This window comes from Streptomyces sp. NPDC048504, assembly GCF_043200035.1.
In the GTDB taxonomy this organism is placed as follows: domain Bacteria; phylum Actinomycetota; class Actinomycetes; order Streptomycetales; family Streptomycetaceae; genus Streptomyces.
Map to the genome: position 1 here is coordinate 273,687 of NZ_JBICXA010000010.1, position 14,643 is coordinate 288,329.

Here is a 14,643-nt window from a genome sequence, read left to right on the forward strand (position 1 = left end):
GGGAGCGAACGCCGTCCTGGGTGCGGCGCACCTGGGGAAACGGCGGCCTGGTCGCCGTGCGGACGCGGATCGAATCTTGGACCACCACACGCCACCCGACATAACCGACGTCACGACGCGTTACGACGTCATCCGAAAGGGACTCTCATGAACGCCAACGACACCACCAGCGCAGGCCTTCTCGACCAGTTGCGCCGTCAGTCCACCGACCCGAGGCGGCGCATCCTGTTCACCGGCGCGACCATCGTCACCATGGACCACGAACTGGGCACGGCGCAGGGCGACTTGCTCGTCGAGGGTGACTCGGTCGCCGCGATCGGGCCGAACCTGGCGGCGGAGGGCGCGGTGGTCGTCGACGCCTCCGGCACGATCCTCGCGCCCGGGCTCGTCGACACCCACCGGCATGCCTGGGAAGCCCAGTTGCGCCGGATCATGCCCGACGTCGACGACCTCGGCGGCTATGTGATGGCCACGCTCGCCGGTTACGCCACCGTGTACCGGCCCGAGGACATGTACGTCGGCACCAGACTCGCGGCGCTCACCGCGCTCGACAGCGGCATCACCACCATGCTCGACTTCTCGCACAACTCCCGTACCCGCGAGCACTCCGACGCGGCGATCGAGGCACTCCGCGACACCGGCATCCGCGGCGTCCACGCCTCCATGGGCCCGCACTTCGGGGGCTGGGACCGTCAGTGGCCGGCCGACCTGAACCGCCTCAAGGGCCAGTACTTCAGCAGCGACGACCAGCTCCTCACGCTGCGCCTGGCGACCCTGGCCACCGACGAGATCGCGGGACCCGCCCTCGCCTACGGCCCCGAACTCGCCCGTACGGCAGCCGACTTGGGCATCGGTGTAAGCGTCGACGCGGTCTTCGGCGCATCCTCGGCCCCGACGTCACCCTGATCCACTCCACGGGACTGACCGTCGAGGCGTGGAAGGCGATGGGGGAGTCCGGTACGACGGTGGCCCTCGCGCCCACCTCGGACGCGCAGATCGGTCTGGAGACGGCGATCCCCGCGGTGGACGAGGCCCTTGCTGTCGGCATCCGCCCCGGCCTGAGCATCGACGTCGAAGTCGCCCTCGCCAGCGACCTGTTCACCCAGATGCGGGTCCTGCTCGCGATCCAGCGGATGCGCGCGGTCAACGCGGCCTACGGCACCGGGGGCGAGCCCTCTCGCATCACCGCGCACGACGTCCTCGACTTCGCCACGCTCCAGGGCGCCCGGACCAACGGCCTCGGCGAGGTCACAGGCTCCCTCACCGTCGGCAAGAAGGCGGACCTGTTGGTCGTACAGGCCGAGGACCTCAACAACATGCCGCTCAACGACCCGGTCGGGACACTGGTGTTGGGCTCCGACGCGCGCAACATCACCGCCGTGTTCGTCAACGGGCAGCCGCGGAAGTGGGATGGTCAGGTGCTCGACGTGAATCTTTCCGAGCTGCGTGCCGAGGTTGCCGCCTCTCGCGACCACTTGCTCAACACGCCAGCAAGGTAAGGGGAGTTGATGCTGCGGGCACCCGAATCGGAGGGTGCCCGCCGCATCAGTGCGGTAGCCGTACCAGATGGGTCAGTTGGAGAACCAGGGGTTCCCGCCGCCCAGCGACCACACCGAGACCTTGGTGACGCCGAGGCCCTTGAGGACGGCGAGCTTGCGGTCCATGGCGACGCTGTCGACGTAGTCGTAGAGGACGCCGCCGGAGACCCAGCGGATCTCGCCGGAGGAGGCGTCGCGACGGCTCTCTGTGGTCGCCGGGTCGCTGGAGAAGCCGGGGCTCTTCTTCATGTCGCTGAACTGGATGTTGCCCGTCACGGAGTTGAGGTCGCACGGGTCGGGCGCGCTGTAGCCGTAGGAGGGCACGCCGATGATCAGGCGGTTGGGGTCGGGGATCTTGCTCTGCGCGTACTGGGTGACCTTCTTCAGCCAGTCGTACGGGCTGATGGGCAGGCAGCGGGCGCCGGACGCGGTGTCGAACTCCTCGTCGTACGCCATGATCACCACGTCGTCGGCGCCGGTGGCGGCCACGGCCGCGTAGTCGTAGAACGAGGCGTCCTCGGTCATCGCGGGTGCGTCGACCTGGAGGCGCTTGCCCTTGGCGTGCAGGGCGGTGGCCAACTGCTTCAGGAACGTCTTGTAGTTGGTGAAGTCGGCGGTGCTCCAGGACCAGTAGTCCTCCAGGTCGACGTCGACGCCGCTGAGCCCGGCGTCGCTGACGAGGGAGGTGACCTTGGTGACGGCCGCCGTACGGGCGCTGTTGGTGCTGACCAGGGCATGGACGTCGGCGGTGGTCATGCCGGAGAGCGTCGGGTACTGGTACGCCGAGTGCGCCTTGAGGTCGGCGACGTTGGCCGCGCTGTAGGTGTTGCAGCTGCCGTCGGCAGTGGTCTCCAGTTTCGCCGAGCCGTTGCTCTGGACCGACCAGTACTCGGGGTTGAGGGCGCCGTTCTTCACCCTGTTGTCGGCGTACTCGCTCTTGGCGGTGCAGGTGGAGTCGCCGGTCGACCCGGGGTAGAGCCAGGTCTGGAGCTGGACGCCCGAAGTGGCGGAGGAGGCGGCGCCGGCTGGGACCGAGGCCGTACAGGCGAGCAGCGAGGTGACCGTGGAGGCCACGACTCCGGTCACGGTGAGTGCGTGACGGAACATGAGCGGTCCTTTCTGGTGAGGAGGGGCGTGTCTTTCGGGTGGGGAGGGCGTGCGGGATCGCCGCGTCGGCCGGCGGGCCGGCGCGGTGAACTGGTGGGTGAGGGTGGCTAGTTGGTCCAGTAGGGGTCGAAGACCAGGGTGTCGGCGCCGGGGACGGTGGTGGCCGCCGACCAGGAGCCGTCGACGACGCGTCCGCCGTCGGGCCGGGCCGCCAACGACAGCCTGGTGAAGATGCGGTAGCGGTCGCCCCGGTAGACGGAGCGGGTGAACTCGACGACCCGGCCCGCAGCGTCCCGCGCCGCGCGTTCGAAGAGCAGGGCGGGCGTGTGCACGGAGACGCCGAGGAGTTCGGCCTCCCACTCGTCGACCACGGTCGGTTCGATGCTCTGCGTGGCGTCGGTCAGCAGGATCTCGTAGCGCCGGCCGAGCATGCGGTAGAAGGAGTCGGTCTCCAGGTCGCGGGCGGTCAGTCCGGGGACCAGCGCGTGCGGCACGTGCAGGGTCTCCACGCACATCGGGTCGCCGTCGACCGTCCGCAGCCGGGTGATCCGCAGGATCTGCTCGCTGGGCGCGATGCCCAGCCGGCGGCCGATCCGCGGTCCCGCGGCGACGGTCTTGAAGTCCAGGGTGCGGCTCACCCACGTGCCGTCCACGCCGCCGACGCCCAGGCCCGGTGCCTGCCCGGGGGCGGAACCGCTGAGGTGCTGGGCGACCTTGGCGCGGGCCACGAAGACACCGCGCCCGTGCTCCCGCACCAGCAGACCGTCACGGACGAAGTCGTCGACCACCGCGCGCAGGGTGGGGCGGGAGACCCCGAGTTCCTCGCACAACTGCCGCTCGCCCGGGAGGGGACGTCCGGGGCCGGTCTCCTCGACCAGGTCGAGGAGGTGGGCGCGGATGCGTTCCCGCTTCTCCCAACGGCTCTCACCGCTGACCATTCCTACCAACTTTCCATACCGGTGGTCATTTTTCTTCGGGAAAGCTTGCTTGACAGTGCCCAAATGGTGCCCCAACATGTGCCCACTGGTCAATAAGTGGTAAGCAAAGTTGCCGGAGGTTCCATGTCCGAGTCCCGTACCGCCCGCCGTACCGTCGCCGCGTCGCTGCTCGCGGTAACGGCGCTGCTGGCCGCAGCATGCACCACCGGCGGCACCACGTCGAAGGCGGACACCGGCGCCGACGACACCACCCCGGTCACCATCACCTTCTGGCACGGTCTCAGCTCCCCGCACGAGATCGCCTCGGTCGACGCGGTGCTGGCCAAGTTCCACAAGAAATACCCGTACATCACCGTCAAGGCCATCGCCGCCCAGACCGACGACAAGGTCAACCAGGCCATCCGCGGCGGCACCGCCCCCGACGTGGCCTCCTCGTTCAACGCCGCGAACGTCGGCGGCTGGTGTTCCAGCGGTGCCTTCCAGGACCTCACCCCGGACATCGAGGCGGACCACGTGGACCTGAACCAGATCCCGAAGGCCGTCCAGTCGTACACCGCCTTCGACGGCAAGCGCTGCACGATGCCGTGGCTCGCCGACACCTTCGGCCTGTACTACAACAAGAAGCTGTTCGCGAAGGCCGGGATAACGTCCCCACCCAGGACGATGTCCGAACTGGCCGCGGACGCCAAGAAGTTGACCACCTTCAACGCGGACGGTTCGATCAAGACCGCCGGCTTCATGCCCTACCTCGGCGCCTACGAGATGCTCACCGAGCACCTCGTCCCCAGCTGGGGCGGCAAGTGGCTCACCGCCGACGGCCAGTCCAACGTCGGCGCCGACCCCGCCTTCGCCCAGGCACTGACCTGGCAGAAGAGCCTCGTCGACTGGTTCGGCGCGAAGAAGCTCGTCACCTTCAAGGCGGGCATGGGCGACGAGTTCTCCGCCCAGAACGCCTTCGAGACCGGCAAGTTGGCCATGATGGTCGACGGCGAGTGGCGCAACGCCTTCATCAAGAACGACAAGGCCGACATCGAGTACGGCACCGCCGCGGTGCCCGCCGCCGACGGCAAGTCCGAGCTGTACGGCGCCGGTTACGTCGGCGGGAACGTCATCGGCATGCCGCGCGGCGCCAAACACCCGGGCGCGGCCTGGAAGTTGATCAAATTCCTCACCACCGACACTGACGCGCTCACCTCGCTGGCCGACGCGATCGGCAACGTCCCCACCACCACGGCCGCACTGGACTCGCCCTCGCTCGGCCTCTCCAAGGATCCCAACTTCGCGCCGTTCCTTGAGGTCTACAAGAATCCGCTCACCACCACCACTCCGGCGAGCGGCGACGGCGGCGCCTATCTCACCAACTTCGGTCACTTCGTGGAGAAGTGGCAGAGCGGCGGCGTACCCGACCTGAAGGCCAGCCTGACCGCTGTCGACAAGCAGAACAACGCCGCGCTCAAGCTGGGTCAGTGACCGTCATGGCCACCGCCCACCAGATCACCCAACTCCCGCTCGTCACGGCTCCGTTGAAAGCGCGGATGCGCCGCAACCGGCTGCGCGTCCTGCTCTTCCTGGCCCCCGGCCTGGTCGGCTTCGCGGTCTTCCTGATCTACCCGCTGGTGATGACGGTCTGGCTGTCCTTCACCAACTCGAACATGATCTCCCAGGCCCAGTTCGTGGGGCTGCGCAACTACCGCTACCTGCTGGACGGCGACCCGCTGATCTGGCACGCCGTCCGCAACACCGCCTGGCTGGTGGTGATCATGGTCCCGGCGCAGGTGCTCTTCGCCCTCGGCGTGGCCATGGTCACCGCCCGGCTCAAGGCCGGTGCGAGCCTGTTCCGCACCCTGTTCTATCTGCCCGCGCTGGCCCCGCCGGTCGCCGCGACCGTCGCCTTCGTCTGCATGTTCAACCCCAATTCCGGCCCGGTGAACCGGATCCTGGGCCTGCTCGGCATCCACGGCCCGCTCTGGTTCAACTCGCCGGACTGGTCCAAACCGGCCCTGACCCTGCTCGCCCTGTGGGGCAGCGGCATGATGATGGTCATCTTCCTGGCGGCCCTGCTGGAAGTCCCCGCCGAACTCTACGAGGCCGCCGAACTGGACGGCGCCGGCCCCTGGCACCGCTTCCGCTACGTCACCCTGCCGACGATCTCCCCGGTCGTGCTGTTCGCGACCGTCACCGGGGTCATCGCCGGACTCCAGTACTTCACCCAGGCGATGGTCGCCTCCCAGGTCGCCAACGGCAACATCCAGGCCGCGCCCGGCTATCCGGACGGCTCCACCCTCACCTTCCCCCAGCAGCTCTACATCGCCGGCTTCAACCAGTTCCACGCGGGCTACGCCTGCGCGCTGGCCGTGGTGCTCTTCGTGGTGGCGATGGCCTTCACCGTCGTCCTGCTCCGCCGCGCCTCCGGCTTCGACATAGAGGAGTCCCCGCGATGACGTACGACGCCGAGATCCTCCGGACCGAGGAGCCGCCGCGATGACGTACCGCTCCGCCCATCGGCAAGTCGCCACCGCCGCGCGGGACTTGGCCACCGAGGAGTCACCACGATGACGACGACCTACGCCCCGGCACCCGCCCGGCAGACCCGCGCCGCCTCGCCCCACCGTGCCGCGCGCGGCCGGGCCGGCCGCCGCAGGACCCTGATCTGGATCGCCGAACACGCCATCGCCGTCGGCCTGGCCTGCGCCTTCATCGGCCCGATCGTGTTCATCTTCCTGACCTCGGTCATGACCGACGGCCAGTCCCTCACCACCAGCCTCTGGCCCCACCACTGGCAGTGGTCCAACTACCGCACGGTCTTCAGCACCGCGCCGATCGGCACCTGGCTCACCAACACGGTGATCTACGCCGTCGCCGCCACCGCCACCACCCTGCTCTCCAGCGTCCCCATCGCGTACGCGCTGGCCCGATTCCGCTTCAAGGGCCGCAACACGGCATTCCTCTGTGTCATCACGATGATGATGCTGCCGCCCCAAGTCCTCGTCATCCCCATGTACTTGATGTGGGCCCGGCTCCATCTCACCGGCACCATCTGGCCGTTGGTGCTCCCGTCCCTCTTCGGGGACGCCTTCTCGGTGTTCCTGCTCCGCCAGTTCCTGCTCACCGTCCCCGAGGACTACCTCAACGCGGCCCGCATCGACGGCTGCGGCGAACTCCGGGTCCTCACCCGGGTGGTGCTGCCGATGATGCGCCCCGCGCTCGTCGCCGTCGGCCTCTTCTCCTTCTTCAACGCCTGGAACGACTACTACGGCCCGCTCATCTACACCGGCGAGACGCCCGCCCACTGGACGTTGGCCCTGGGCCTGGCCACGTTCAAGACCTCCCATGCGGTGCAGTGGAACCTCACCATGGCGGCGACCCTCATCGCGATGGCGCCGGTGATCATCGTCTTCTTCTTCGCGCAAAAGGCCTTCATCGAGGGCGTCACACTGACAGGAGTCAAAGGTTGAAGATCACCGTTGTCGGTGGCGGATCCACGTACACCCCCGAACTCATCGACGGATTCGCCCGGTTGGGGCTTCCCGTCACCGAGATCGCCCTGGTCGACCCCGACCCGGACCGGCTCGACGTCATCGCCCCGTTCGCGCGCCGCATCCTGGCCCGCCAGGGCAGCTCCGCCAAAGTCACCACCACCGCCGACCCGGACGTCGGCATCGACGGCACCGACGCCGTCCTCTTCCAGCTCCGCATCGGCGGCCAGGCCGCCCGGCACGTCGACGAGACCTTCCCGCACGAGTGCGGCTGCATCGGCCAAGAGACCACCGGCGCGGGCGGGTTGGCCAAGGCGCTGCGCACCGTCCCCGTCGTCCTCGACCTCGCCGAACGGGTCGCCAAGCGCGCCCCGAACGCCTGGATCGTCGACTTCACCAACCCGGTCGGCATCGTCACCCGCGCCCTACTGGACGCCGGCCACAAGGCAGTCGGCCTCTGCAACGTCGCCATCGGCTTCCAGCGCACCTTCGCCGACTGGCTCGGCGTCGACCACGAACGCGTCGCCCTGGACCACGTCGGCCTCAACCACCTCACCTGGGAACGGGCGGTGCGGCTCGACGGCGTCGACGTCCTCCCGCGCATCTTCGACGAACACGGGCAGGCCCTCGCCGACCGGCTGCGCATGCCGCTGGACGTCGTCCGCAGGCTGGGCGTCGTCCCCTCCTACTACCTGCGCTACTACTACGCCCACGACGAGGTCCTGCGCGAGCAGCTGAGCCAACCCTCCCGCGCCCAGCAAGTGGCCGAGATGGAGGGCGACTTGCTGAAGATGTACGCCGACCCGGGCCTGACGGAGAAGCCCGCCCTGCTGGACAAGCGCGGCGGCGCCTACTACTCCGAGGCCGCCGTCCAGCTGGTGCACGCCCTCACCGCCGACACCGGTGACGTCCACGTCGCCAACGTCCGCAACAACGGCACGCTGCCCTTCCTCCCCGACGACGCCGTCATCGAGGTCCCGTCGCGCATCGACGCGCAGGGTGCAACTCCGTTGCCCGTCACGGCCGTAGAGCCGCTGTTCGCCGGACTGATCGCGCATGTGACGGCCTACGAGGAACTCGCCCTGGAAGCAGCCCTGCACGGCGGGGTCGACCGGGTCGCGACGGCGTTGCTGGCGCATCCCCTCGTCGGACAGGTCAAGACGGCCGAGGAGTTGGCGGCGAAGCTCGTCGCCGCCAACCGCGAACACCTCTGGTGGGCCTGATGAAGGCGGGCCTGCTGCTCGCCGTCGACGGCGGCAACTCGAAGACGGACGTTGCCGTGTTGAGGACGGACGGCACGATCCTGGGCCGCGCGAGGGGCGGCGGATTCCGCCCGCAGGCGGTGGGCGTGGACGCGGCGATGGACGTACTCGCGGCCTTGCGCGCCGAGGCGATGGCGTCGGCGGGCGTGGCGGCCGACGTCGAGGTGGACGGCATCACGGCCTTTCTCGCCGGGGCCGATCTGCCGTACGAGATCAAGGCGTTGCGCGAGGCTGTCGGCGCCCGCCGCTGGGCGGTCACCCAGCGCGTCGACAACGACTCCTACGCCGTCCTGCGCGCCGGCGCCAGCCGCCCCTGGGGCGTCGGCGTGGTCTGCGGCACCGGCATCAACTGCGTCGGCGTGGCCCCCGACGGCCGCACCACCGGCTTCGCCGCGCTGGGCGGGATCTCGGGGGACTGGGGCGGCGGTATCGACGTAGGGACGTCGGCGCTGTGGCACGCGGCGCGGGCGGAGGACGGACGCGGACCGCGAACTGCCCTCCTCACGGCGGTGATTGACCACTTCGGCCTGGCGACGGTCGCCGACGTCACGGCCGCCCTGCACAAAGGCGACCTCGCCGCCCTCCGCCTCAGCGAACTCTGCCCGGCGGTCTTCGCGGCCGGCGACGAGGGCGACGAGATCGCGACTGAGCTGGTCGAACGCCTCGCGGCGGAGATCGCGAGAATGGCGGTCACGGTCCTGTGCCGCCTCCAACTCGCCGTCACCCCGGACCCCGAAGTCGTCCTGGGCGGAAGCGTGTTGGCCGCCGGCCACAAGGCGCTCCTGGACGACGTCGAACGCAGGCTCACGGAGGCGGTGCCGGGGGTCCGGCCGGTGGTGTGCACGGAGCCGCCGTTGCTCGGTGCCGCCTTGGCCGCGCTGGACCTGCATCCGCGAGCGGATCCTGGGGCGGAGGCGCGGTTGCGCGGGGGGTTCAGAGGACACGGCGGTCCGTGATCCGGCACGACCGCCCGCACTCTCAAGCCCGCAGATAGGTGAGGACGGCCAGGACCCTGCGGTGGGTGCCGGCCGTCGGGGGCAGGTCCAGCTTGGTGAGGATGTTGCCGATGTGCTTGCCGATCGCGGCCTCGGAAACCACCAGCTCCGCGGCGATCGCGCCGTTGGACCTGCCCTCGGCGATCAGTGCCAGCACCTCGCGCTCGCGCGGGGTGAGTTGCTCCAGCGGATCGCGCTGGCGGCGCAGCAACTGGCGTACCACCTCGGGGTCGACCAGCGTGCCGCCGTCCGCCACCTCGTGCAGCGCCTCCATGAACTCCTCGACCTGGCCGACCCGGTCCTTGAGCAGATAGCCGACGCCCGATCCGTCGCCGGAGTCCAACAGCTCGGCGGCGTACGTCCGTTGCACGTACTGACTGAGGACCAGGACCGGGAGCGCGGGGCGCTTCTCCCGCAGCCGCACTGCCGCGTGCAGCCCCTCGTCCTGGAAACCGGGCGGCATACGGACGTCCGTCACCACGATGTCGGGGGCGTGTTCCTCGACCGCGGCGATCAGTGCCCGCGCGTCCCCGACGGCCGACGCCACCTCGTGACCGTAGCGAACGAGCAGGCCGACGATTCCTTCCCGCAGCAGCACGCTGTCCTCGGCCAGCACTACGCGGAGCGGGCGGCCGGCTCGGTCAACTCGCAAGGGAACTCCACGTGCAGCAGTGTCGGTCCACCCGGCGGACTGGTCAGGGCAAGTCTGCCATCCAGGACTGACACCCGGTCCGCGAGACCGGTGAGGCCGCTGCCCTGCGAGGCGTCCGCGCCACCGCGTCCGTCGTCGCGCACGTCGAGAAACAGCCGTCCGTCGCGATGACCGCCGCTCACCCGCGCACGGGTGGCCCCGCTGTGTTTCGCGACGTTGGCCAGCGCCTCGCAGACCACGAAGTACGCGGCGGACTCGACCGCCCGGGTCGGCCGGCCCGCCAGTTCGAGGTCGACGTCGACATGGACCGCGCACCTGTCGGCGGCGTCGCCGACCGCGGCTTGAAGGCCGTAGTCCGTGAGGATCCTGGGGTGGATGCCGTGGATGAGCTCGCGCAGTTCCGCGAGCGCCTTGCCCGCCTCCTCATGGGCCGTGGTGAGCCGGTCGGCGAGCGGGCCGGGCGGGGTATCGAGACGGGCCAGCCCGAGGGCCATCGTCAGGGCCACCAGGCGCTGTTGGGCGCCGTCGTGCAGATCGCGTTCGATACGGCGTCGCTCCGCCTCGAAGGCATCGACCAACCGGACGCGGGAGCGGGCCAGTTCGACCACTTTGGCGCCCAACTCGCCCTCCCGGGAGGCGATCAGCAACCGGGTCAGCGCGGCGCGGGCGCCCGCCGTGACGCCGAGCACATAGGCGCACAGGCACAGCAGGAGCAGGCCCAGTACGGCGACGCCGAAAGCGGTCGGCCAGGTGGTCACCGTCCACTGCTTGAGCACCTTCACCTCGTGGCCGTCGCCGACCGTCGCCAGCAGCAACGGGGTGGCGACCATGGACAGCGGGACGAGCAGGGCGACCGTGACCGCCAAGGCGTCGACCGGCCACAGCAGCCCCGCGAACAGCAGCGCGTACCCGAGCTCCCGCCAGGTCGCCTGTTCGCGCAGCCGGGTGGACAGCCACGCCCACAATCCCGGCGCGGTCGGCACCCGGTGTCGCCCGGACGCCGGGGCGCGGTCGATCAGGCGCAGCCTGGACCGTTCCACCACGGCCACCGGCATCCCGCCGAGAGCGACCAGCACGAGCAGTGGCAGCCCCACCAGGACGACGGCGAGCGCACCGCACACCGCGGCCGCCGTCACGATCCCCACCAGGGCGGCGGCGCCCGTCATCGCGCCGGTGAGGAGATACGCGGCGGACCGCCAGGGCCAGGCCGACAGCAGGAAACCCGGCCGGGACATGGCCTGCCACACATTCCGAGGGTGCATGGGCATGACCGTAAGCGGCTCCACCGGTCGGGTGCCATCGGTCCAGGGTCCGTATCGGGGGTAGGCCTGGCCCTACCCCAGGTCTCGTCCGGGCCGTAGTGCGTCACGACGGGCTTCCACGGTGTCCTGAAGACATCGACGAGCCGACGAGCCGAGGAGCAGGTACCGGTGGGGGAACACATGAGCAATGACGCGGTCCAACTGTGGGAGTTGACCCGGCAGTTCAGCTCGGGCACCACGTCCGTCACCGCCCTGGACCGGGTGTCGCTCATCTTCCCGAAGGCGACGTTCACCGCCGTGATGGGGCCGTCCGGCTCCGGCAAGTCCACCCTGCTGCAGTGCGCCGCGGGGCTGGACCGGTCCACGTCGGGTTCGGTCACCATCGGCGGGACCGAGTTGACCGGGCTGAGCGAGACCGAGCTGACCCTGCTGCGCCGTGAACGGATCGGCTTCGTGTTCCAGGCGTTCAACCTGCTGCCCTCGCTCACCGCCGCGCAGAACGTGGCCCTGCCGCTGCGACTGGCCGGCCGCCGCCCGCCGAAGGCACGGGTCCGCGAAGTGCTGGAACAGGTCGGACTCGGCGACCGGGCGCGGCACCGGCCGACGGAGCTGTCCGGCGGCCAGCAGCAGCGCGTCGCCCTGGCCCGGGCCCTGGTCACCCGACCCGAGGTGCTCTTCGGCGACGAACCAACAGGCGCGCTCGACTCGCGGACGAGTCGCGAGGTGCTCGACCTGCTGCGGGGCATGGTGGACCGCGAGGGGCAGACGGTCGTCATGGTCACGCACGACCCGCTCGCCGCCTCCTGTGCCGACCGTGTCGTCTTCCTCGTCGACGGCCGTGTCCACGGCGAGTTGACCGGTGCCGGCGCCGAGGACATCGCCGCGCACATGACCAAGCTGGAGGCCGCGCCGTGCTGAGCACCGCCCTGCGCACCCTGCGCACCCGCTGGGTCACCTACGTCGGCAGCTTCGTCGCCCTCTCCCTGGGCATGGCGCTGATCGCCGTCATGGGGCTGGCCCTGGCGTCCTCGCTGCACGCACCCGACCGCAAGCCCGAGCGGTTCGCCGCGGCACCGGTCGTCGTCAAGGGCATGGACACCCTGCGGGTGCGCACCGCGATCGGCCTCCGCACCCGGAAGCTCTTGCGGCCGCGCGCCGTGCCCGCCGATGTCGTCGCGAAGCTGAAGGACCTCGGGACCGTCGTCGTGGACCGTTCCTTCGCCGTACGGGCCCGGGGCGGCGTCGGCGATCTCGTGGGCCACCCCTGGTCCATCGCCGCCTTCGCGCCGTACCGGCTGGACGCGGGACGCGCGCCGAAGGCCGCGGACGAGGTCGTCCTCACCGGTGACCGGTTCCGTCCGGGCACCCGGCTGCGGACCGACGGTGGCACCGTGCGGGTCGTCGGCACCGTGGCCGGGCTGGGCTTCGAGAACGCCGTCTTCTACACCGACACACGCGCCGCGCAGTTGGCACCGCACAGCGTCCAACTCGTCGTCGACGCGGGAGCGGTGGCCGTACGCACGGCGGTGCGTGGCAGCGACGGCGTCCAGGTCCTGACCGGCGACGCGCGCCGGTACGCCGATGCCGATCCCGACCGGGACAGTGAGGAACTCACCGCGATGAACGCCCTGTTCGGCACGGCGGGCGGTGTCACGGGATTCGTGTCGGTGTTCGTGGTGGCGTCGACCTTCGCCTTCACGGTGGCTCAACGCCGCCGCGAGTTCGGGTTGTTGCGCACGGCCGGGGCGACGCCGGGGCAGATTCGCCGCCTGGTCGTCTCCGAGGCCCTCCTGATCGGTGTGCTGGCCTCGGCGACAGGCTGCGTGCTCGGCTCCTACGGCGCGCCGATGCTCGCCGCGTGGACGGTCGACGAGGGCCTGGCGCCCCGCTGGTTCACCATCGGCGACTCCACCTGGCCCTACCAACTGGCCTTCTGGACAGGTCTGTTCGTCGCGCAGGCCGGAGCGCTGGCCGCGTCCTGGCGAGCGGGGTCCACCGGTCCCACCGAGGCGCTGCGCGAGGCGTCCGTGGACACCCGGACGATGACGTGGGGGCGCCGGCTGGTCGGCTCGGCCCTCCTGCTGACCGCCGTGGTGACGTTGGTCCTGGCCCTGGTGAACGATCCGAGCGGCCTGCTGCACCGCAAGACCTATGTGAGCCGTCCGATGCTGTTGATCACCGCGGTGGCACTGCTCGCGCCGGTGTTGGTACCCCCGCTGATCCGGCTGATCGCCTGGCTGCCGGCCCAGCTGCCGGGCGCCACGGGGATGTTGGTGCGGGAGAACGCCGCCGCCGGCGTCCGGCGCACGGCCGCTGTCGCGGCGCCCGTGCTGGTCACGGCCGCTGTCGCGGCGCCCGTGCTGGTCACGGTCGCGCTGGCGGGATCGCTGCTGGGCGCCACGGCCACCCTCGCCGAGGCGAAGGTCACCGAGGTCCGCGCGCGGACCGCCGCCGATTTCGTGATCACCGCCGTGGGCGACGCGGGCTTCGACGACGCGACGCTGCAGAAGCTGCGCACTGTGCCCGACGCGGAGGTCTCCGCGTCCTCGGCGAGTGCCGTGTACGTCCTGGAGGACGGCGCGGCGCTCATCCGCTCCGAGGCCCGCGCCGCCGACCCCCGTCTGCTCGCCGGCACCACCGAACTGCCGCTCGTCGAAGGGAGGTTGAGCGATCTCGACGACGACTCGATCATCGTCAACAAGGAGTGGGAGAAGCACACCGTGGGCGAGCGGGTGGACGTGTGGCTCGGCGACGGCAGGAGAAAGTCCCTGAGGATAGCCGCCGTCATGACGACCGGCACCGGCGACAACGGCGTCTACGTCACACCGCGCAACGCCCCGGACGCACCTGTCGACCGCGTCGACGTACGCCTCGCGCACGGCGCCGACGCGACCGCCGTAGCCGCCGAACTGCGCGACGCGGTACGGGCGTCGGGCGCGACGGTGCTCACCGCCAGGCAGTGGGTGCGGTCGACGTACCCCGAGACCGACCGGACGACCCGGGCGGGCCTCCTGCTGGTCCTGGGCATCGCCCTGCTGTACACCGGCATCTCGCTGGCCAACGCCATGGTCATGGCGACCTCCGACCGGGTCCGCGACCTGGCCGTGCTGCGCCTGGCCGGGGCCACCAGGTGGCAGGTGCTGCGGCTGGTGGCCGCCGAGGCGCTGATGGTCGTAGTGGTCGGTGGTGTGCTGGGAGCGCTGGTCGCCGGGCTCAACCTGGCAGGAATGTGGGGCGCGTTGGGCCTGCACGCAGTGTGGACGCCGATCGAGATCCCCTGGGCGACGCTCGGTTGGACCGTGGCCATCTGCGCGGTACTCGCCGTGATCTCGGCGGTCGCCCCGGCCGCCCTCGCCCTGCGCCGCAGGGCGGTGGAACTGGCGGGCACACCGGAGTGACCGTCCCGAGCCATC

At 70.4% G+C, this 14,643-nt stretch carries 11 protein-coding genes and 1 pseudogene; 8 read left to right on the top strand and 4 right to left on the bottom strand.

The annotated features are described in order from the left end of the window. Positions 1 to 147: 147 nt before the first annotated feature. Positions 148 to 1,499 (top strand): annotated as a pseudogene (locus ACGFY9_RS25810) (amidohydrolase family protein). A gap of 72 nt (positions 1,500 to 1,571) precedes the next feature. Here the strand turns inward: ACGFY9_RS25810 and ACGFY9_RS25815 are convergent. Together ACGFY9_RS25815 and ACGFY9_RS25820 are read right to left on the bottom strand one after the other, a co-directional pair. Further along, positions 1,572 to 2,645, bottom strand: a complete 1,074-nt coding sequence (locus ACGFY9_RS25815) for a glycosyl hydrolase family 18 protein (protein WP_393757838.1) — start codon at positions 2,643 to 2,645, stop codon at positions 1,572 to 1,574. Positions 2,646 to 2,752: 107 nt separating this feature from the next. Continuing rightward, complete coding sequence (locus ACGFY9_RS25820; protein ID WP_393757839.1) at positions 2,753 to 3,583, bottom strand: GntR family transcriptional regulator; 831 nt, start codon at positions 3,581 to 3,583, stop codon at positions 2,753 to 2,755. 123 nt (positions 3,584 to 3,706) lie between these two features. Here ACGFY9_RS25820 and ACGFY9_RS25825 point away from each other — a divergent pair, with 123 nt between their 5' ends. From ACGFY9_RS25825 to ACGFY9_RS25845, 5 genes are all read left to right on the top strand, one after another. Then, complete coding sequence (locus ACGFY9_RS25825; RefSeq protein WP_393757840.1) at positions 3,707 to 5,053, top strand: ABC transporter substrate-binding protein; 1,347 nt, start codon at positions 3,707 to 3,709, stop codon at positions 5,051 to 5,053. 5 nt (positions 5,054 to 5,058) lie between these two features. Further along, positions 5,059 to 6,024 (top strand): carbohydrate ABC transporter permease, encoded by a 966-nt coding sequence (locus ACGFY9_RS25830; protein ID WP_393757995.1) that lies wholly within the window; start codon positions 5,059 to 5,061, stop codon positions 6,022 to 6,024. 111 nt (positions 6,025 to 6,135) lie between these two features. After that, complete coding sequence (locus tag ACGFY9_RS25835) at positions 6,136 to 7,038, top strand: carbohydrate ABC transporter permease (RefSeq protein ID WP_393757841.1); 903 nt, start codon at positions 6,136 to 6,138, stop codon at positions 7,036 to 7,038. Then, positions 7,035 to 8,282 (top strand): 6-phospho-beta-glucosidase, encoded by a 1,248-nt coding sequence (locus ACGFY9_RS25840; RefSeq protein WP_393757843.1) that lies wholly within the window; start codon positions 7,035 to 7,037, stop codon positions 8,280 to 8,282. The genes ACGFY9_RS25835 and ACGFY9_RS25840 overlap by 4 nt, the downstream gene beginning before the upstream one ends. Beyond that, positions 8,282 to 9,277, top strand: a complete 996-nt coding sequence (locus tag ACGFY9_RS25845; RefSeq protein ID WP_393757845.1) for an N-acetylglucosamine kinase — start codon at positions 8,282 to 8,284, stop codon at positions 9,275 to 9,277. Before ACGFY9_RS25840 ends, ACGFY9_RS25845 begins: the two co-directional genes overlap by 1 nt. A 22-nt stretch (positions 9,278 to 9,299) precedes the next feature. Here ACGFY9_RS25845 and ACGFY9_RS25850 read toward each other — a convergent pair whose 3' ends face one another. Beyond that, entirely contained in the window at positions 9,300 to 9,932 is a 633-nt protein-coding gene (locus ACGFY9_RS25850; RefSeq protein ID WP_393757996.1) for a response regulator, read from the bottom strand. Continuing rightward, positions 9,932 to 11,203, bottom strand: a complete 1,272-nt coding sequence (locus ACGFY9_RS25855; protein ID WP_393757998.1) for a sensor histidine kinase — start codon at positions 11,201 to 11,203, stop codon at positions 9,932 to 9,934. Before ACGFY9_RS25855 ends, ACGFY9_RS25850 begins: the two co-directional genes overlap by 1 nt. Positions 11,204 to 11,410: 207 nt before the next feature. On the opposite strand from ACGFY9_RS25855, the gene ACGFY9_RS25860 reads away from it, so the two are divergent. Together ACGFY9_RS25860 and ACGFY9_RS25865 are read left to right on the top strand one after the other, a co-directional pair. Beyond that, positions 11,411 to 12,148 (top strand): ABC transporter ATP-binding protein, encoded by a 738-nt coding sequence (locus tag ACGFY9_RS25860; RefSeq protein WP_393757847.1) that lies wholly within the window; start codon positions 11,411 to 11,413, stop codon positions 12,146 to 12,148. Beyond that, on the top strand, positions 12,142 to 14,628 hold the full coding sequence (locus tag ACGFY9_RS25865; protein ID WP_393757849.1) for an ABC transporter permease: 2,487 nt from the start codon (positions 12,142 to 12,144) through the stop codon (positions 14,626 to 14,628). Before ACGFY9_RS25860 ends, ACGFY9_RS25865 begins: the two co-directional genes overlap by 7 nt. Positions 14,629 to 14,643 lie beyond the last annotated feature (15 nt).

Coding starts and splice junctions, on each gene's coding strand:
- ACGFY9_RS25835 (WP_393757841.1), top strand. CDS start 6,136: ATGACGACGACCTACGCCCCGGCACCCGCCCGGCAGACCCGCGCCGCC.
- ACGFY9_RS25815 (WP_393757838.1), bottom strand. CDS start 2,645: ATGTTCCGTCACGCACTCACCGTGACCGGAGTCGTGGCCTCCACGGTC.
- ACGFY9_RS25855 (WP_393757998.1), bottom strand. CDS start 11,203: ATGTCCCGGCCGGGTTTCCTGCTGTCGGCCTGGCCCTGGCGGTCCGCC.
- ACGFY9_RS25820 (WP_393757839.1), bottom strand. CDS start 3,583: ATGGTCAGCGGTGAGAGCCGTTGGGAGAAGCGGGAACGCATCCGCGCC.
- ACGFY9_RS25825 (WP_393757840.1), top strand. CDS start 3,707: ATGTCCGAGTCCCGTACCGCCCGCCGTACCGTCGCCGCGTCGCTGCTC.
- ACGFY9_RS25845 (WP_393757845.1), top strand. CDS start 8,282: ATGAAGGCGGGCCTGCTGCTCGCCGTCGACGGCGGCAACTCGAAGACG.
- ACGFY9_RS25860 (WP_393757847.1), top strand. CDS start 11,411: ATGAGCAATGACGCGGTCCAACTGTGGGAGTTGACCCGGCAGTTCAGC.
- ACGFY9_RS25830 (WP_393757995.1), top strand. CDS start 5,059: ATGGCCACCGCCCACCAGATCACCCAACTCCCGCTCGTCACGGCTCCG.